The organism is Blautia sp. OF03-15BH (assembly GCF_003463065.1).
In the GTDB taxonomy this organism is placed as follows: domain Bacteria; phylum Bacillota; class Clostridia; order Lachnospirales; family Lachnospiraceae; genus Limivivens.
Genome location: NZ_QSCM01000016.1, coordinates 17,651 through 37,510 on the forward strand (window position 1 = coordinate 17,651; position 19,860 = coordinate 37,510).

Consider the following 19,860-nt stretch of genomic DNA (forward strand, 5'->3'; position numbering starts at 1 on the left):
ATTTTTCTGGAACCATGTGATATAGTGGAATTAAGAATGGGGGAAAACATCATGAATGATATTTATTTACTCAATTATTCTGTCAAGGGAATAAAGACCTTGGATCAGCTGGTTTCGCTATCCTTTTATAAAAAGACGATTTCCAGAGATATGGATACGCAGGAATATAATATCAAAGGAATTTATGGCATGAATGGTTCTGGTAAGTCAGGAATTATCACCTCTGTCTCGATTCTCAAAAATCTTTTGATTGATCCGAATTACTTAAATAATCCAATCACTCAGAAAAATCTGGATGGGATTGTAAATAAGAAAACAAAAGAACTGTTTATGGAAGCTGATTATCTGGTTGACCTGAAAAATGACTTGTTTTGTTTTCGATATTGTGTAACTCTGGCAAAGGATGTGTCTGGAAAATATGTAATTTCACAGGAATCATTGTCTGTTCGGAAAGCTGTGTCGAAAAGTGATGAGATGGGAATGATTTTTGAGGTAACTGCCGGTAAAGTGGACTTTCTTTATGGAGAAGAAAAAGAGGATTCCTTTTCTACTGCTATCATAAATAGAACGATGAATTTATTGTCGACAGCTTCCATGTGTGCGTTGCTTTGTGGAAAGTTTTCATACGAAAACAGGAAGAAAATTCAGGAAAAACAGATTTTTTTCTTTGTTAGCACCTGTAGCCTTTATATTTTGGGACATAAATTACATGTTTATCTGGATCAATCAGACGATCATAGAGAATTTATAAGAAAAAACCTCTTAGAAGACTATGAATATGACAATGTACATGCTTCAATTTTTGCATACTATTTAAAGATTGATAAGTACTTAAAAATAGACAAAAATATCCTCAGTGTCATATCCGTTACGAAGAACCTTATTTCAAAAGAAAAATATGCGCAATTTGAAAAAACGATCCATCGCTTATATGAGTTTCTCCATATTTTTAAGTCAGATTTACAGAACATAGAAATCGACAAAAAAGAAAATCAGAATTTTTTTATCTGTGATCTGGTTATGGTCTATGATTCCTATAAGATTCATGCAGAATATGAAAGCACAGGCATTAAGAAATTAGTCCGCCTGTTTGCCTATTTAAACGAAATGGTTCGCGGCGGGATTGTGTTTATTGATGAGTTTGACTCGAACCTTCATGACGTTTATCTCTGTGCCTTGCTGGAATATCTGATGGAATATGGAAAAGGACAGCTTTGCTTTACGACCCACAATGTAGGCCCCATGGATGTCTTAAAACAGCGCAAGAAATCCATCGATTTTTTGTCGGAGGATCATAAGATTTATCCGTGGACAAAAAGCGGTAATTATTCACCTTCCAGACTTTACAGGAATGGCATGATTGAGGGTTCTCCGTTTAATATAGATTCCATTGATTTTATCAGTGTATTTGGTTCGGGTGAGGAGGATGAATCATGGGAGTTCAGCTGATCTTTGCCGTTGAAACCAATAAAAAATGTAATTCTGACTGGATCTACATTAAAGATACGGTGGAGCATTTTTATGCATATGAGCGTACACAGCTTAAACTCAGTGTGGTATATCTGGACGGAAAAGGAAACTACAGCAGTAAAAAGAAGCAAAAAGAGATAGACTCTTTGATTTCTCAGTACCGAACCACATCAAAAACAAATCAGTCAAAAGTAATCTGCTGTTTTGACTGCGATGATTATGACAGCAAACAGGAAGACCTGAAATTTCTTGAAGATGCTGAAAAATTCTGCAAGGATAAAGGCTATGAATTTGTCTGGTTCTGTAAAGATGTAGAGCAGGTATACATAGGAAAAAGAGTAGCCGATATGCAGAAGAAAAAAGAGGCGGCAAACTTCAAAGCTAAAAAGCGGATTGAGGAGGTTATCCCTGAGAATCTTACAGCAGTAAAATATCGGGTGAACAAAAGTAATATTATGAAGGTTCTGGATCAGTGTCCTGGTGTGGTTCGAAAAATGAAATGAATAAACCATGAGAGATCAGAACTTACCCTTGACAAAAACAGGTGCGTAAAATAGAGTGAAAGTATGAGCGGTCAAATAAAATATAAAACCGCTGAAAAATATTTCTTAGGAGGAAATTCCCCGGACGAGGGGGTCTCTGCTTTTTACTTCTGTTTCAGAAAAACTCCATCGATTTACGCCTTGTACGACAGCTTCTGAACGTGCTAAAATAGGGCAGACGCCTCGTTTCAAAGGGGCATGACAGGAGAACCTATTTTATGATACAGACACTGAAAAACGTAAAAGAATATAAAGAGGAACTGATCCGTCCGGCCATCCGCGAGATGTTGAATGCCTTGGATATTTCCAAAGACTTGAAGCCCGGCATGAAGGTAGTCATCAAACCAAACCTTGTCATGGCGAAGAAACCGGAGACAGCTCCGGTGACAACGCATCCTCTGGTAGTGAAAGCCGTGGCAGAATGGCTTCGGGAGCAGGGGATTGAAGATATTACCCTGGCAGAGAGTTCTGGCGGCCCCTATACGCCGGAGCATATGAAGCGGATCTATCACGTCTGTGGTATGGATACCATTGGTGACAGCATTCACCTGAATGAGGATTGCTCCGCAGAAACGGTGAATACCAGGGACGGCTTTGCCAATCACAGCTTTCATCTCATCACGCCGATTGTGAAGGCAGATTATATCATCAATATCTGCAAACTCAAAACCCATGCCATGACCGGATATTCCGGCGGTATCAAAAATCTCTTTGGAACCATTCCGGGTCTTGAAAAACCGCAGATGCATTACCGCTGGCCGGAGATTGAGGATTTCTCCCGGATGCTGGTAGAGCTCGCAGAAACCGTAAGTCCGGATCTCACGATCATTGATGCCATCGATGCCATGGAAGGAAACGGTCCTACCGGCGGAACTTCCCATCCGCTGCATCTTCTTCTGGCTTCCCGTGACATCTGGACCCAGGATTATTTTGCAGCAGGCCTTATGGGCCTGGATCCCATGGAGATCGTCATGATCCGGCAGGCCGTGGAAAAAGGTCTGGCAAAACCGGATGAGATGAAGCTGGTGGGAGATCCGGTACCGGAAGCACTCACTCCTTTTCAAAAGCCGGATTCCATCAGCCTGGACTTTACTGCAAATGTGCCGGGCTTTCTGAAAAAGCCGTTTGTTTTTGTGGCTTCCCGCTTATTGAAATCCTATCCACAGGTGGATCCGAAACTCTGTGTGGGCTGCGGTAAATGTGCGGAAAGCTGTCCGGCGGGTATCATCCGCATCGAAAACAAAAAGGCAAAATTCCGGAAAAAAGGCTGCATCTCCTGCTTCTGTTGTCAGGAAATGTGCCCGAAAAAAGCGATTTATGTGCGAAAAGCACTGTGAAAAGAAAAGCGTATGGTCAGTCTTTAAAAACTGGTCATACGCTTTTTTACACATTTTATAAGGCGAAGAAGGATTCTCCCTCTATCAGCTTCGCAGGTATTTTGATATTCTGAGGAGGCTGACCGGGATGCTGGATGAGTTCCAGCAGCAGTTCCACGGCCTTTTCGCCGATCGCCCGTTCATCCTGGTGCAGGTGTGTGAACCTTGGCTTTCCAAAAAGAGGAAGAGGCGAGTCGAAACAGAGAATGGAAAGATCTTTTCCAATGACACGTCCTACCCGCTGGGCAGCCTGTTCTGCCGCTACTGCCAGAGAATACTGGAGAGCAAAAAGAGCAGTAATCTCCGGATGCTCCGTAAGATGACAGGCGATCCGATGGATCATTTCCTCTGTGATATGATCGGAAGAAGAACCAAGATTTTTAATCCAGAGTTTCTGGTTCAAGGGAAAACCGGTAATAGCACTGTACTGGAAAACAGCATCGCAGCGTTCCTGGAGTACACTGTTATCGACGTTGGGAAGGAGGAATCCTATATTTCTATGTCCATGAGAAGTGATATAGGAAAGCCCCTGGGAAACTGCCAGCACATTGTCGGTTCCAACAGAGGTCTGCCGGATCACCTGAATATTCTGGTCAATGAGGACCAGTGGATATTTGTCGATAACCATCTGAAGCAGTCGGGGATTCAAAAACTGAGAAGTTCCCGGGAAAACGATCAGTCCGTCTACCGGAGCACTGCTCATGCTGAGGATGGCTTCCTCTTCACGCTTGGGATCATCATGGGAAAGAGAAAAGAAAAAGTGTGCTTTTCCATGGCAGGCGTCTGTGATGGCGGTGACTGTTTCAAGACCAAAATGATCGTTTAATTCCGGATAGATCAGGCCGATCCGGGGAAGCAAGTCGCCGGAAAACAGAGACGCTTTAACGGGACTTCCTCCTGTCAGGGAAGAAGTGCTATGGCTGACAAACGTTCCACGTCCTTTTTGACGGGAAAGGATTCCTTCTTCTGCCAGCATATTCAGAGCCCGTTTGCTGGTGATCTTGCTCACATGAAAAAGGTCGGCCAGACCGCCTTCCGTCGGAACCTGATCACCTGGTTTATAGACACCATTTTCGATGTCCTGTTTGAGAGACTGATATATTTTCAGGTATAAGGGTTCATCCATAAATTTCTATCCTCCGTACATATTGCAACGATTCAGAGCCTATCTTGATGGCAAGCAGGATTCCATTTCTGAATGAAAAGCTGCCTGCATCTGAATAGCTGCAAATAAAGTATACTATATATATCAATTTGTTGCAAGGGAAAGATGAAACCATCATGCAATGTACCTGAAAAAAGATATCATATTTATATAAAACATATATTGACATGTCAAATAAGGAACTTTATAATAAAGCAAGGAAAAATGTGATACCGGCAGAAAAGGAGGAAACCGTATGTTTTTTACACTGGAAAAGCTGGAAAGAAGCACAAAAAAACTGAAGGATCTCCGCTACAGAGAACGGATGGAGATTCCGGTATTTGATGCAAGTACACCGGAGGAAGAACCGGTAGGAAAACGACCGGAGAGTGTCGTTTATACAGGCAGTCTGAAAAAAGGAGATTTCTGGATCGGAAGAGGCACCTATATGTGGATCCGCCAGTCCGTGGATATCCCGGCAGAATGGGCGGGAAAGAAGATTGCCGGCCTTTTTAATATCGGAAAAACAGGTGACGGACTGAATTCCGGTTTTGAGGGGCTGATTTATGTCAACGGTTCTCCTTACTGTGAGACCGGTTCGTATCATGAGGAAGTGATCTTCCCATCTGAACTGGCAGGAACCAAGGTAGAGTTTGCCATCCGTCTCTGGGCTGGTCTGGAGGGCGGCGGTGTGCCCACTCCTCAGACCCATCAGTTCAAACAGGCGGAGCTTGCCATTCTGGATGAAAGTGCCGATGATTTTTACTACAGCAGCCGTGCAGCCGTTGAGACGGTACGTGTGTTGGATGAGAATGATTCTGTGAGAAGAGAACTTCTGACAGCCATCGACCGGGCGCATCTGGCGATCGACTGGAGAAAGCCGGGTTCCGATGCTTTTTATGAGTCTCTGAAAAAAGCACTTGCTGTCTGGAACGAGGAGGTTTCCCAAATTTCCTATACCAGTCCCGTGACTGTTCGCACCGTGGGCCATTCTCATATCGATGTAGCCTGGCTGTGGCAGCTGAAACACACCAGAGAAAAAGCAGCCCGTACATTTTCTACCATGTGTACGCTGATGGAGCAGTATCCGGAATTTACCTTTATCCAGTCTCAGCCTCAGCTCTACGATTACATCAAGACCGACTATCCGGATATTTATGAGCGGATCCGGAAAACGGTGAGATCCGGCAACTGGGAGCCAAACGGTGCCATGTGGGTGGAAGCAGACTGCAACATCTCTTCCGGTGAGGCTCTGGTGCGTCAGATCCTGAATGGCCAGCGTTTCTTTAAGGAAGAGTTTGGTGCGACCTCCAACGTACTCTGGCTTCCGGATGTATTCGGTTACAGCTGGGCTCTGCCACAGATCCTGAAACGTTCCGGCATTGACAATTTCATGACCATCAAGATCAGCTGGAACCAGTACAACCATATGCCACATGATACCTTCCGCTGGATCGGAGTGGATGGTTCCGAAGTTCTGACTCATTTCATGAGTACGCCGGCTATTTCTGACAGCGGCGGATATACCTATAATGGTGTGATCGACCCGGTATCTGTCAAGGGAGAATGGGATCTCTATCATGACAAAGAGATTAATCAGGAGCTTCTTCTGGCCTATGGAAACGGAGACGGCGGCGGTGGAGTCAACCGTGATATGCTGGAAATGGGCCGTCATCTGAAAGCAATGCCCGGACTTCCAAGGGTTACTCCGGGAACAGCTTATGACTATTTTGAAAAACTTCAAAAGACCGTTGCCAAAACCGATCGTCATGTACCCACCTGGGATGGGGAACTTTATCTGGAGTACCACAGAGGTACCTATACCTCACAGGCCCGGAATAAGAAGAACAACAGGAAGACGGAACTGAAGCTTCGCGAGGCAGAATGGCTGGCCAGTGAAGCTGCTGTAAAAACAGGTGATCTTTCTTCCTATCCGGCAAAGGAGTTTCATGAGGCCTGGAAGATCGCTCTCAGAAACCAGTTCCATGACATTATCCCCGGTTCCTCCATTCATGAGGTATACGAGGATTCCACGGCAGAGTATGCAAAAGCCAACGAGATTCTGGACACCATCGAGAAAAATGCCCTGAAGGTTCTGACCAGAGACGAGGCTTCCACTGTGACTGTTGTGAACAACAGCAGCTTTGCGGGCGAAGGCATCGTGACGGTAAACGGCTTCGGGGACAAAGAGGGAAGCTGGCTTTCTGCTGACGGCAAAGAGCTGCCTGCTGTCCGTACGGAAGACGGCTGGCTTGTGAAGATTTCCGGCATGGAGCCTACTGGCTTTACAACTTTGACTTTCAAAGAGGGAACCGGCGCTGAGAGCTTTTCTAAAGCGGACTGGACCAGAGAGATCGATACCCCGTTCTATCACATCACCTGGGATGAAAGCGGCCGCATGACCTCTGTTTTTGATAAGGAAAACGACCGTGAGATCTTAAAGGCAGGCGAGACCGGAAACCGTCTGGTAGTTTACGAAGACCGCCCGATGAACTTCGATGCCTGGGATATTGATATTTATTACCAGGAAAAGGGGTATGAGGTGGACGATCTGAGAGACGTTTCCGTGGAGAAGTCTTCCCTTATGACAAAGGTAAAAATGACCTGGGATTACGAGGATTCCGTGATCTCTCAGGAAATCCGGCTTTATAACGATGACCGCCGGATCGACTTTGTCACTCATGCAGACTGGCATGAGCATCAGCAGCTTTTACGGGTGCTTTTTCCGCTTGATATCCGCACCAGCGAAGCAACCTTTGATATCCAGTATGGAAACGTGAAACGTCCGACGTATGAGAATACCAGCTGGGATATGGCAAAATTTGAGACTGTCGGTCATCAGTGGGCAGATTATTCCGAGACCGGCTACGGCGTCAGCCTGATGAATGACTGCAAATACGGCTACAGTGCGAGAGGCCATGTCCTTGGCATGTCACTGATCAAATGTGGGATCTATCCGGATTATGCGGCAGATCAGGGAAGCCATGACTTTACCTATGCTCTTTATCCTCACAAAGGAAGCTGGCAGGAGTCCGGTGTGCAGAAGAGTGCATGGAGACTGAACAATCCGTTCTGGACAGTGACAGGAGCCGTGGATACAGAGAGTGCTTTCTGTAAGGCAGATACCGACCATGTAGCGATCGACTGTGTGAAGAAGGCGGAAGATTCGGAAGATCTGATCGTTCGTTTCCACGAGTATGAAGGCATGCGCGGTCCTGTAACTCTGCACTTTGGTTTCCCGGTAGCTTCCTGGCAGGAAACGGACCTGATGGAAAATCCGGAAGGCGAAGAACATAACGGAGAACTCAAAGTGACCGTACGTCCTTACGAGATCCGCACTTTCCGCGTGACACCAAAAAAATAAAAGTACTGCAACGCCGGTTCGTCTTCGGATGACCGGCGTTTTTTCGTGGCAGACCGATATAAAAAAACGGGCCAATAGTGCAAAGAGAAAACCTGTCCACAGGGAGGGGACTGTTGTATAATGAAGACAGCTTATACAGCAGATTTCATCCGAGCAAAGGAGAGAAAACATGGGAACAGAAGACAGAATCAGGGCACTGAAAGGGAAACTCATTGTTTCCTGTCAGGCGCTGCCTCAGGAGCCTCTTCATTCCTCCTTTATCATGGGAAGAATGGCCAGAGCAGCGAAAGAGGGCGGAGCCGCCGGGATCCGTGCCAACACAAAAGAAGATATCAAAGAGATCCAGGAGGTGACCGGCCTTCCTGTTATCGGTATTGTGAAACGGGATTATCCGGACAGCGCGGTTTACATCACGCCGACCATGAAGGAGATCGAGGAACTCATGGAGGTAAAGCCGGAGATCATTGCCATCGATGCCACCGGTGCCCTGCGCCCCGGAAATGTGACGCTGGCGGACTTTTTCCATCAGATTAAGGAAAAATATCCGGAGCAGAAGCTGATGGCAGACTGCTCTACGATCGAGGAGGCTTTTTTTGCTGATGAACTGGGTTTTGATTTCATCGGGACAACGATGGTCGGCTACACGCCGCAGAGCCGGGGAATGAAGATCGAAGCGAATGATTTTGAGATTTTACGGACGATCCTGAAAAAAGTAAAGCATCCGGTGATCGCAGAAGGAAATGTGAACTCTCCGGAAAAGGCAAAAAGAGTGATCGAACTGGGTTCTTATGCAGTTGTGGTCGGAAGCAGTATCACGCGCCCGCAGCTGATCACAAAAGGCTATGCAGAGGCTGTGGATTCTGCGGAAAAATAGAAAAGGAGAAGGCGTTTATGAGAGATCTGGAGAAATACAGAGGAGTCATTCCGGCATTTTATGCCTGCTACGATGAGGACGGAGAAATCAGTGGGGAAAGAACGGAGGCACTGGCGCTGCATTTTTTGAAAAAAGGGGTAAAAGGTCTTTATGTCAACGGTTCTTCCGGTGAGTGTATTTACCAGAGTGTGGAGGATCGGAAAAAGGTTCTCGAGCATGTGATGAAAGTGGTGGGCGGAAAACTCACGATCATTGCACATGTGGCCTGCAACAACACGAAAGACAGCGTGGAACTGGCGGCTCATGCGGAAAAACTGGGTGTGGATGCCATTGCAGCGATCCCTCCCATTTATTTCCATCTTCCGGATCATGCCATTGCAGAGTACTGGAACGATATCAGTGCGGCTGCTCCTCACACGGATTTTGTGATCTACAATATCCCGCAGCTGGCCGGTGTGGCCTTAAGTCCGTCACTTTTCAGGAAAATGAGGGAAAATCCCAATGTGATCGGTGTAAAAAATTCTTCCATGCCCGTGCAGGATATCCAGATCTTTAAAGCGCTGGGCGGCGAGGAGAGCATTGTCTTCAACGGACCGGATGAGCAGTTTGTCGGCGGACGGCTCATGGGAGCAGATGGAGGGATTGGCGGCACCTATGGTGCAATGCCGGAGCTTTTCCTCAAAATGGATGCGTACATCCGTGCCGGAGAGGCAGAAAAAGCAACTCCGATCCAGTATGCGGTAAACGAGATCATTTCTGCTCTCTGTTCCGGTCACGGAAGCATGTATGCCGTCATCAAAGAAGTAATGAAAAAACGGGAAGGGCTTGATATCGGCGGTGTACGGAAACCGCAGGCAGCCGTGATCCCGGAGGATCAGCCGGTCATCGATCATGCGGCAGAGCTCATCGACAAAGCAATGGAGGCTTTTATCCGATGAGCAGCGGGAAGAGATACATCTGCCTGGATATTGGCGGAACCTATATCAAACACGGCCTTCTCACAGAAAATGGAGAGATCCTTACCACAGGGAAAATCCCTACCCGGGCAAAGGAAGGCGGGCAGGCAGTTTTTGAACAGGCAGTGAAGCTTGTGGAAGATTATCTGGAAAAAGAAGAGCAGAAGCCTTCCGGTATCGCGATCTCTACGGCAGGCATGGTGGATCCGAAGACAGGGATTATTCTTCATGCTTCCGATGCCATTCCGGGTTATGCAGGAATCAATTACAAAGCCTACATGGAAGAACGGTTTCATCTGCCCTGTGCGGTGGAAAATGATGTAAACTGTGCCGGCCTGGCGGAGAGTGTTTCCGGTGCCGGAAAAGGAAGCAGGATCAATCTCTGCCTGACTGTTGGAACTGGGATCGGCGGCTGTCTCGTTGTAGACGGGAAAGTGTTTCACGGAATCTCCAACAGTGCCTGCGAAGTGGGCTATATGCATCTGGAGCAGGGTGTTTTTCAGGATGAAGCAGCTGCCAGTGCCCTGGTGCGGAGAGTAGAAGAACGGAAAAAAGCAGAAAGACAGCTGGCAGAAGATGGAGAGCCGTCGGAAGTCTGGGATGGATTCCGGATCTTTGAGGCGGCAAAGGCGGGAGATCCCATCTGTTGTGAAGAACTGGATCGCCTGGCGAAGCTTCTGGGGATGGGCATTGCCAATATCTGCTTTGTGGTCAATCCGGAACGTGTGATCCTGGGCGGCGGGATCATGGAACAGGAAGCTTATATGAAGCCAAGGATCGAAGCTGCACTGGAAAAATATCTGGTGCCGCAGATCTGGAAGCATACCACGGTTTGTATGGCTGCTTATCAGAACCATGCAGGCATGCTGGGCGCACTGTATCATTTACAGGCAGAAATGAGACTATGCCAATAGAAATTCCCAATTCGTTATCTGTTACAGAAAGGAAACATTTATGAGATCAGTAGAATTAGGAAAGCTTTCCGCGGATATCCGGCCGGATCTTTCAAAAAATAATCCGAGAAACAGTGAAGGAGCCTTTTTCACCCTGAAAAATGGTGACATCCTGTTTGCGTACAGTAAATTTAAGGGAAAAAGCAATGCGGATTTCGCCAGTGCGGATATCTGCCTTCTCCGTTCCAAAGATAATGGTCGTTCTTTCGGGGAAGAAAAGACGATCATGACCTGTGAGAGCGAAAAAGCTGTGAATATCATGTCTCTTTCTTTCCTTGAAATGAAGAATGGAGATGTAGGTCTTTTTTATCTGGTGCGTCAGACCTATACACATATGCGGATGTATCTCCGGAGATCTGCAGATGGTGGAGAAAACTGGAGCGAGAGAATACTCTGTATGCCGGAGGACGGCTACTATGTGGTCAATAATGACCGGGTGCGTCGGCTTTTGTCAGGAAGGATCGTGATTCCGGCAGCGCGTCATGCGGTAGCCGAGGGTTATATCGATACCCGCTCCGAGTCCCTGTTCTTTTATTCGGATGATGATGGAGAAAACTGGAAAATGGCAGCAGGAAAATGCAATCTTCCGGGAATCCCCTGTTGTGATTCCGGCCTCCAGGAACCTGGTATCCTGGAGCTTGCTCCCAATATCCTATGGGGCTGGGCCAGGACGGATATCGGACGGCAGTATGAAATGTTTTCCCATGACGGCGGCGATACCTGGACGGCCAGCCAGCCGTCCCGTTTCACTTCTCCCTTAAGTCCGCTATGTATGAAAAGAGGATGGGATGAGAACATCTATGCGATCTGGAATCCGGTACCTGTCTACAATGGAAGAGAGATCGACAAAGAATTTTTCACAGGAGGAAGAACGCCTCTCGTCATTGCTGTGAGCAAAGATAACGGAAAGACGTTTACAGAACCGGTGGCCTTTGAAGAAGAGCCGGACCGCGGTTACTGCTATTGTGCTCTGCATTTTACAGAAACTTCTCTGCTTCTTGCTTACTGTGCCGGAGGGAAAGAAGACGGAAACTGCCTCGGAAGGACGGTCATCCGCCGGATCGAGAAAAAACAGCTGGAAGAAAAAATACTCTGAAAAAAAGGAGGGCCGGGTGTCATCAGACATCCGGCTTGAGTTATGAAAAAGAGAATCTATATGAAAAAGCTGTATTGGCTTTGTTTGATTCTATCTTACAAAAGGAATGTGTCCATTCTGTGTAGAAAGTTTGAGAAAAGTATAAAGAGTTTCTTAGATTCTTTGGAAAGTGTGGTATACTTTCTTAAGAATCAGGGCTTTGGGAAAGCGCGTGGAAACCCTTTGCAAAGGAGGGCGGCTCGGAGTCGCGAGCCCGCCGCCCTCCTCTGCACTCCTCACAACGGGCCCGCTTAGAAAATAAGGGGCTTATGTCAGACTGGGAGGGTGTTGTGAGTGACACCTGAAGGAAAGCGTGCTTTTTCAGTATTTGCGGTGCAAGTGCTGTTATGTGGCTAATACGCCTGAAGTAGGCTATATTTCCGTAATTGTTGTCAAAAAGCGAAGGCAGGCGATACGTCACGTCCGACGTACGCACCCTATTTTTAAGCGTGCCCTCGCAATAATATTATTATTAAGAAGATGTATAAGAAGGAGTTTCTTATGATACTTACCGTTACTTTAAACCCCTGCATCGATCGTACCCTCAATGTTTCTGATTTCCGGGTGGGCGGCACAACTGCCGTGTCCGGTTCACGCGCAGAAATCGGCGGTAAGGGGCTGAATGTCAGCCGGGTTTTGAAAAACCTCGGTGCAGATACCCTCTGTCTTGGTTTTTCTCATGAAAAAGGCGGATCCGATCTGAAAGCAGCCCTGGATGCGGTTTCCATTCCCTGTGATCTGGAAGAAATTCCAGGTGAGCTTCGCGTGAATATCAAAATTTTTGATGAGTCCAGCCGGACTATGAGTGAACTCAATGACAAGGGCTGTCCGGTGACTGAGGATGCAGTAAAACAGATGACAGACCGCATCGTTTCTCATTTTGGAGAGGCAGAACTTCTCGTTCTGGCAGGAAGTGTGCCGCCGGGAGTTTCAACAGATATTTATAAAATTCTTCTGGAAAAAGCCAGAGTTTTTGCTCTTCCCGTCATTCTGGATGCTTCCGGTCCGCTTCTTCTTAATGGGATTGAGGGCAGACCCTGGCTCATCAAGCCGAATATTGACGAGCTTTCCATGACTCTTGGACGGGAATTTCACTCTCGGGAAGAGGTCATTCAGGCAGCCAGAGAAATTGTCAGCCGGGGAATTCCCTATGTCTGCGTTTCTCTTGGTGCGGAGGGCGCTCTTCTGGTAGATGAAAAAGAAGCACTCTATTCACCGGCACCGGATGTAGAAGTCCGGGGACTTCAGGGAGCTGGTGATTCTCTGGTGGCTGGCTTCTGTCTGGCTTTCCATGAGTATCACTTAAATGCCGGTAAATCAGATTCTGCCTCAAAGGCTTCCCTGCCGGAGGACTCCTCCTTTGCGAGGAAGCTTCTCTGCTATGCTCAGGCGGCAGCCGCAGGTTCTCTCATCAAACCTGGAACAGCCGTTTGTGAACGGGCGGATTTTGAACAGTATCTTCCTTCCATTCAGGTGGAAAAAGCCGGTGAATTTTTCGACGTCCGCCGCGAGGATGGAAGCCTTACAGGGGAGGTAAAACTCCGAAGTCTGGTACATCGGGACGGAGACTGGCATGGGACGGTCCATATGTGGGTGGTGGATCGCACACCGGATGGAAAATACCGTCTTCTGATCCAGAAACGCAGCCAGGACAAAGATAATTTCCCGGGTTACTGCGATATTTCTTCGGCCGGGCATCTCGATGCAGGAGACGATTACGAGGCGGCCGCTTATCGGGAGCTTTATGAAGAACTCGGTATCCGGGCGGAAAAAGGAGAGCTTCGCTTCTGCTTTTTCATTACCCGTAGTGTAGAGACCGTATTCCATGGTCAGAAAGTCATTGACAGAGAACGTGCAGCGGTTTATCTTTATGAAAAACCGGTGGACATCACAAAACTTCAGCTTCAGAAAGAAGAAGTGGATGAGGTTTTCTGGGTGGAGATCGGAGAACTGGAGAAAATCCTTCAGGATCCGGCGGCAAAATATTGTGTATATATAGAAGAAATTCAGGGGATCCAAAGATATTTGTAGTGCGTCTGTATGCACAGAGCCGTGCGCGACGACAGAAGAGAAAGGGAAAAGAGTATGGAATTTCATACAAAAGTGCAGTTCTTGGAGCAGCCGGAGCATGGACGGCGGACCATTGTGATCAGTGACATCCACGCGCACAGAAGCTGGCTGGAAAGACTTTTGAAAAAGATCGATTTCAGTGAAAAGGATATGTTGATCATCCTTGGAGATATGATCGAAAAAGGACCGGAAAGTCTGGAAACGATCCGATATATCATGCAGCTCTGCGAAAAACATACCGTCTATCCTATGATGGGAAATGTGGATCTCTGGAGGATCGAGATGCTGCTTGCAGAGGACGGAAGCCTGGATAAAGAGCTTTATGAGACAAATGAACGGATGCGTCAGTATTGGAAAAATACCTTTTTTCAGGATCTCTGCCGGGAAGCAGGTGTGACCGTGGAACGGCCGGAGGATATTCCGGCGGCGAAAGCGGCGATCCTTTCCGGATTTCAGAAAGAACTGGATTTTATGAAGGAATTGCCTTCCATTCTCGTGACACCGTCCTTCCTCTTTGTACATGGTGGTCTGGTCCATGAAAAACTGGAAGACAATTTTGAACTTCCGCCTTTTTCGCTTTTGAAAAACGATGATTTTATCAGCCAGGGAAAGCATTTTGATAAATATGTGGTTGTCGGGCACTGGCCTGTCTGCCTTTACCGTTCAGATATCGAGTGTTCTGCTCCGTACATCAGCAGGGAACAGAAAATCATCTCGATTGACGGAGGCTGTGGGATCAAGCGGGATGATCAGCTCAACGCCCTGATTATTCCGGATCTCTATACGGAAGAAACGGAATGGGAGAGCGTGGATGATTTCCCGGAAGCCATTATTCTGGAAGATCAGAAAGCAGGAAACACTTCGATCAATATCCGCTATTATGAAAGCGGGCTTAAGATTCTGGAACCAGGTCCGGTTTTCTCTCTGGCTGAGCATGTAAAAACAGGGTATCAGCTGAAAATTTACAATGGCTTTCTGGAAGAACCACCGGTAAAAGGGAAAGAAAACACCTGCTGGGAATATACGGATTATCAGATCCCGCTGAAAAAAGGTGACAGAGTATCGATCCTGCAGGAAACGCCGGAGGGTACCATGGTGCGGAAGCGAGGCGTCACCGGCTGGTATTACGGGAAATTCCAGATCCAAAACGGAACAGACCGGAGGATCGTTAGCGAAAATCAAACATAACAGGAGGATGAAAAATGCTGGCAGTAATTTTTGACATGGATGGTGTGATCTTTGATACGGAGGCTATTTGCCTGCGGGCCTGGAGAGCCTGTGCCGAAAAATATAACATTAAAGATATGGACGCACTGCTTATGCCATGTATTGGCGGAAACAAACAGCATATGCGAGAGGTTTTCCGGGAACAGCTGGGAGAAGATTTTCCGGTGGATGCCTTTGATAAAGACGCACAGAAGGAATTCCGAAGGATCGAGAGAGAAGAAGGAATACCGGTGAAAAAAGGCGCCAGAGAGTTGCTGGCCTGGCTGAAGGAAAATGAAGCCACGGTTGGTCTTGCTTCATCTACGGCATATGATATCGTGGTACAGGAGCTTACCGATGCCGGTCTTGTAGATTACTTCCATGCCATCACCGGCGGAGACCAGATCAGCCACAGCAAACCGGATCCGGAAATTTACCTGAAAGCCTGTGAAAAACTGGGCATTGATCCGAAGTCAGCCTATGCGGTGGAGGATTCCTATAACGGCATTCGTTCTTCCTACAGTGCCGGAATGAAACCCCTTATGGTGCCGGATCTCCTTCCTCCGACAGAAGAGATGGGAGAGAAAGCCTACAGGATCTTCAAAGATCTTTTTGAAGTCCGTGATTTCCTCGCAGGAAAATAATTTTCTATTTTTATTGAAAAATACCTTGAAATCAGGGAGTTTTGATGTTATAATGTACATCGAATCAGCGATGCGTGGCTCAGCTTGGTAGAGCGCTGCGTTCGGGACGCAGAGGTCGCAAGTTCAAATCTTGTCGCATCGATTCCTTGGCAGGGGCGCCGGAAACATTGGATTAACAGTGTTTCCGGTTTTTTTTTGTCTTTGCGACTGCGTTCATGAGCAAGTAGCGAAGCGGATTGAGAATGTCCGCTTTACCGCTGTTCGGGACGCAGAGGGTGCTGCGTGCCAGTGGCACGCGTTTAGCACCGACCGAGCCGGAGGCGAGACCGCAAGTTCAAATCTTGTCGCATCGATTCCTTGGCAGGGGCGCCGGAAACATTGGATTAACAGTGTTTCCGGTTCTTTTTTTGTCTTCTTATTCTTCTTCTGCGGGAGCCTCCGCATCTTTTGTCACAATTCCCTCGACTACCACATGTTGGTTTACGTCCAGCACATGGATATGAAGCGGTCCGCAGCTGCAGAGAAAGCTTTCGCCATCTCTTGGGATCCGGCCGGTGAGACCGCAGATGAAACCGTTGAAGGTTTCCGAGCCGTCATGCGGCAATTCCACCTGAAGTTTTTCCTCCACTTCTTCCAATGAGGCAGCTCCCTGGATCTTCCACTCCCGTTCAGAAAGCTGGATGATATCATCTGGTTTGGCGGCCTCCTCCTGATCGGCAAGATCACCCACCAGAGCTTCCATAATATCATGGAGCGTGATGATGCCGCAGACACCGCCGTATTCATTGACAATGACATTGAAATACTGTCTGCTTTCTTTCATCTGCCGGAACATGGTGTTGGCCTTCATGCTTTCCGGAACAAAGGAAGCCTTGTCAGCCAGATTTTCCATAATGTATTTCCGGGTACGTTGGGGAGCACGGAAATAATCCCTGGTATCAAGGACGGCTACCACGTTATCCAGATTTTCCTGGCAGATGAGATAATGGGTATGACGGCTTTCCTTGATGGTCTTTTCCCAGACACTGCTGTCATCATCCAGAGAGAGCCAGACGATATCCGGACGGTGGGTACAGATCTTTTCTACGGTAATGTCATTGAAGTCAAAAACATGCTGGATCAGATCGTGTTCTTCTTCCGGGATTGTTCCCTGCTCGGTTCCCTCCACCAGCATCATCCGGATCTCTTCCTCTGTCACCTGCTCTTCATTTTCATAAGGATCGATCCCGAAGAGGCGAAGCACCAGATTGCTGGAAACGGTGAGAAGTACGACCAGCGGAGTAAGGATAATGGAAGTCAGGTAGAGAAGCCAGGCCATATGAAGAGCAGTGGAATCCGCTTTTTTTACTGCTCTTTTCTGGGGGATCATTTTTCCGAAAACCATGGTGAAATAGGCAAGGATCAGAGTGATCAGCACCACAGCCACGGGATGGAGAAGCTGCTCGGAATGAAAAAGTCCGGTGCGCTTCAGGACTTTTATCAGCGGTCCCGCGAAAGCATCTGCCGCCAGGGCGCTGACTAGGAAACTGATGATGGTGACAGCCGCCTGGATCGTCATCAGAAAACGGGCCGGCTGCTTTGTGATCTTCGAGAGCTTCCTGGCCCGTCTGTCACCGTCTTCTTCCAGTTTGTGGATATTGGCCTCGGTAAGGGAGACGATGGCAATTTCCGCACTGGAAAAAACAGAATTTAAAAAGATTAAAAATATCAGCAGAAGAACTGCACCTATCATATGTATCATACCTCCTGAGAATCTGTAAATTCCGGCTCTTCCGCATGCTGCAGGGCCGGACAGAAACGTTACACAGCCCTTATTATATCACAGGACTTTCCTTTCGTCAGTCATAAAAAGTGATAGACTTCCATTGCAGGAACCGATATAATAAAAATACAATACATATATGCGAAGGGAGAAAGAAAATGGCAGTCAGATTTGATGAAAAGAAGAATTTATTTACACTTCAGACTACGGACAGCACTTATCAGATGAAGGTAGACGATCACGGGGTTCTTCTTCACACTTACTATGGGGCGGCAGCAGATGAAACAGACTTTTCTTATCTGATCGGACCGGAAGACAGAGGCTTTTCCGGACAGCCGGGGGACGAAAAAAAGAACCGCACCTATTCCATGGATTACTACCCGTTGGAGTATCCGGTACAGGGAAACGGTGATTTCCGTGTGAAAGCGCTGAAGGCTGGTTTCGAGGGAGAAGTTCCGGCGTTGGATCTGCGTTTTGTTTCTTACGAACAGGGAAAAGGCAAATACAGTCTTCCCGGTCTTCCGGCACTTTTTGAGGCGGAGGCAGAAGAGGCAGAAACGCTGAAGATCACGTTAAAGGATCGGGTGGAAGAGATCTATGTGACACTTTTCTACGGCATTTTTGAGAAGAAAAACATCATCACCCGTGCCGCTTCCATTGAGAACCGTTCCGGAAAAAATGTGGTGCTGAAACGTGCACTGAGCCTTGGTCTGGATTTCATGGAAGGTGACATGGATCTTATCCATTTTTATGGAAAACACGCCGGTGAGCGCCAGTTTGAACGCAGAAATCTGCCCCACGGCATCACGGAGATCAGCAGCAGCCGCGGCACCTCCAGCCATCACCACAACCCGTTTGTGATCCTTTGCGACAGAGATACCACAGAGGATTTCGGAAATGCCTATGGCATCTCCTTCATTTACAGCGGAGGCTTCCGAATCCAGATGGAAAAAGACCAGGTGGACGGCATCCGTCTGGTGTGCGGCATAGATGACGAGGAATTTCTCTGGAAACTGGCTCCGGGTGAGAGCTTTGTGACACCGGAAGCAGCCTTAAGCTACAGTGAAAACGGTCTGACCGCACTTTCTGATCAGTTCCAGAAGGCTTATCATGCCAATCTGATCCGCAGCCCGTGGAAGGATAAAAAACGTCCGACTCTGGTAAATAACTGGGAAGCCACCTATTTTGGCTTCGATGCGGAGAAGCTTCTGAAGATCGCCGGTGAGGCAGCAGACCTTGGGCTGGATATGCTGGTGCTGGATGACGGCTGGTTTGGAAAAAGAGACGATGACAATTCCGGCCTTGGTGACTGGTTTGTAAATGAGAAAAAACTGGGCTGCACCATGAAAGAATTGGTAGACCGGGTGAATGCCCTTGGCCTGAAATTTGGTATCTGGCTGGAGCCGGAGATGGTTTCTGAGGACAGTGAGCTTTACCGGATGCACCCCGACTGGGTACTCCAGATTCCGGGAAGGGAGCCCAACCGCAGTCGTAACCAGCTGGTCCTGGATCTTTCCAGAAAAGAAGTACGGGAATACATGAAGAAATTTATCAACGATACCCTTTCCTGTGCAAACATTTCCTATGTAAAATGGGATATGAACCGGAGCGTGGATAACGTATACAGTGCCGCAGATCCCACACTCAGCCAGGGGGCGGTCCGCCATAAATATGTCCTTGGCCTTTATGAGGTAATGGAAGATATGCTGACCCGTCATCCGGACCTTCTGCTGGAAGGCTGCAGCGGTGGCGGCGGACGTTTTGATGCCGGAATGCTGTATTATGCACCCCAGATCTGGTGCAGCGACAACACAGATGCCATTGAGAGACTCCGTATTCATTATGGAACCTCCTTCGGTTATCCTATGTCTTCCGTGTCTGCCCATGTGTCCGTTTGCCCGAACCATCAGAACGGCCGGGTAACGCCGTTCAAGACCAGAGGCATCTGTGCAATGCAGGGTTCCTTCGGTTATGAGCTGGATCTCAGCAAACTTTCTGAGGAAGATAAAGCAGAAGCCAGACGGCAGATTGCTGTGTACAATGAAAACTGGGAGCTTTTCCAGTCTGGTTCCTACTATCGACTGAACTCTCCCATGGAGAATCATGACTACACAGCCTGGAGTTATGTTTCAAAGGATCAGAGAAAAGCATCCTTAAGTGTGATCTACACAGACCTTCACGGCAATCCCAAACCGGTTCGCGTGAAACTGAAAGGCCTGAAAAAAGACGCCTCCTACGATGTGGACGGAACCGTGTATACAGGAGCCGCACTGATGAGAGGCGGCCTTCTGATTCCGAAACCTGCCTGCAATTATGACTCCTACATGGTCTGCATACGTGAGATCTGAAAACCGGAGGAATGAG

14 protein-coding genes and 1 tRNA gene are annotated in these 19,860 nt (G+C 47.7%); 13 read left to right on the forward strand and 2 right to left on the reverse strand.

The annotated features are described in order from the left end of the window. Window positions 1–51: 51 nt before the first annotated feature. The 3 genes from DXA57_RS13805 to DXA57_RS13815 all read left to right on the forward strand — a co-directional run bounded on the left by DXA57_RS13805 (window position 52) and on the right by DXA57_RS13815 (window position 3,349). Window positions 52–1,449 (forward strand): AAA family ATPase, encoded by a 1,398-nt coding sequence (locus DXA57_RS13805; RefSeq protein WP_147345702.1) that lies wholly within the window; start codon window positions 52–54, stop codon window positions 1,447–1,449. After that, complete coding sequence (locus DXA57_RS13810) at window positions 1,434–1,973, forward strand: hypothetical protein (protein WP_117767899.1); 540 nt, start codon at window positions 1,434–1,436, stop codon at window positions 1,971–1,973. The genes DXA57_RS13805 and DXA57_RS13810 overlap by 16 nt, the downstream gene beginning before the upstream one ends. A gap of 257 nt (window positions 1,974–2,230) precedes the next feature. Further along, window positions 2,231–3,349, forward strand: coding sequence for a DUF362 domain-containing protein (locus tag DXA57_RS13815; protein ID WP_117767900.1), 1,119 nt, complete (start codon window positions 2,231–2,233; stop codon window positions 3,347–3,349). 55 nt (window positions 3,350–3,404) lie between these two features. Here DXA57_RS13815 and DXA57_RS13820 read toward each other — a convergent pair whose 3' ends face one another. Beyond that, entirely contained in the window at window positions 3,405–4,514 is a 1,110-nt protein-coding gene (locus DXA57_RS13820) for a GntR family transcriptional regulator (protein ID WP_117767901.1), read from the reverse strand. A gap of 274 nt (window positions 4,515–4,788) precedes the next feature. Between DXA57_RS13820 and DXA57_RS13825 the strand changes: the two genes are divergently transcribed. The 9 genes from DXA57_RS13825 to DXA57_RS13870 all read left to right on the forward strand — a co-directional run bounded on the left by DXA57_RS13825 (window position 4,789) and on the right by DXA57_RS13870 (window position 15,876). Further along, the gene (locus tag DXA57_RS13825) at window positions 4,789–7,896 is read left to right on the forward strand and encodes an alpha-mannosidase (RefSeq protein ID WP_117767902.1); all 3,108 of its coding nucleotides are present in this window, start codon (window positions 4,789–4,791) and stop codon (window positions 7,894–7,896) included. A gap of 169 nt (window positions 7,897–8,065) precedes the next feature. Continuing rightward, complete coding sequence (locus DXA57_RS13830; protein ID WP_117767903.1) at window positions 8,066–8,770, forward strand: N-acetylmannosamine-6-phosphate 2-epimerase; 705 nt, start codon at window positions 8,066–8,068, stop codon at window positions 8,768–8,770. Between the two features lie 17 nt (window positions 8,771–8,787). Then, window positions 8,788–9,708 carry a dihydrodipicolinate synthase family protein gene (locus tag DXA57_RS13835; RefSeq protein ID WP_117767904.1) on the forward strand — a complete coding sequence of 307 codons (921 nt, stop codon included), beginning with the start codon at window positions 8,788–8,790 and terminating at the stop codon, window positions 9,706–9,708. Continuing rightward, window positions 9,705–10,640 (forward strand): ROK family protein, encoded by a 936-nt coding sequence (locus DXA57_RS13840; RefSeq protein ID WP_117767905.1) that lies wholly within the window; start codon window positions 9,705–9,707, stop codon window positions 10,638–10,640. Before DXA57_RS13835 ends, DXA57_RS13840 begins: the two co-directional genes overlap by 4 nt. Before the next feature lie 40 nt (window positions 10,641–10,680). Next, window positions 10,681–11,775 carry a sialidase family protein gene (locus DXA57_RS13845; RefSeq protein WP_117767906.1) on the forward strand — a complete coding sequence of 365 codons (1,095 nt, stop codon included), beginning with the start codon at window positions 10,681–10,683 and terminating at the stop codon, window positions 11,773–11,775. A 540-nt stretch (window positions 11,776–12,315) separates the two neighbouring features. After that, on the forward strand, window positions 12,316–13,845 hold the full coding sequence (locus tag DXA57_RS13855) for a hexose kinase (protein WP_158571333.1): 1,530 nt from the start codon (window positions 12,316–12,318) through the stop codon (window positions 13,843–13,845). A 54-nt stretch (window positions 13,846–13,899) separates the two neighbouring features. Continuing rightward, window positions 13,900–15,072 carry a metallophosphoesterase gene (locus tag DXA57_RS13860; RefSeq protein WP_158571334.1) on the forward strand — a complete coding sequence of 391 codons (1,173 nt, stop codon included), beginning with the start codon at window positions 13,900–13,902 and terminating at the stop codon, window positions 15,070–15,072. Window positions 15,073–15,086: 14 nt separating this feature from the next. Further along, window positions 15,087–15,734, forward strand: a complete 648-nt coding sequence (locus DXA57_RS13865; protein WP_117767910.1) for an HAD family hydrolase — start codon at window positions 15,087–15,089, stop codon at window positions 15,732–15,734. Between the two features lie 68 nt (window positions 15,735–15,802). Further along, window positions 15,803–15,876: transfer RNA gene (locus DXA57_RS13870), tRNA-Pro, on the forward strand. Between the two features lie 273 nt (window positions 15,877–16,149). Here the strand turns inward: DXA57_RS13870 and DXA57_RS13875 are convergent. After that, complete coding sequence (locus DXA57_RS13875; protein ID WP_117767911.1) at window positions 16,150–17,466, reverse strand: hemolysin family protein; 1,317 nt, start codon at window positions 17,464–17,466, stop codon at window positions 16,150–16,152. Window positions 17,467–17,654: 188 nt separating this feature from the next. Here DXA57_RS13875 and DXA57_RS13880 point away from each other — a divergent pair, with 188 nt between their 5' ends. Continuing rightward, complete coding sequence (locus DXA57_RS13880; protein WP_117767912.1) at window positions 17,655–19,844, forward strand: alpha-galactosidase; 2,190 nt, start codon at window positions 17,655–17,657, stop codon at window positions 19,842–19,844. Window positions 19,845–19,860: the final 16 nt, after the last annotated feature.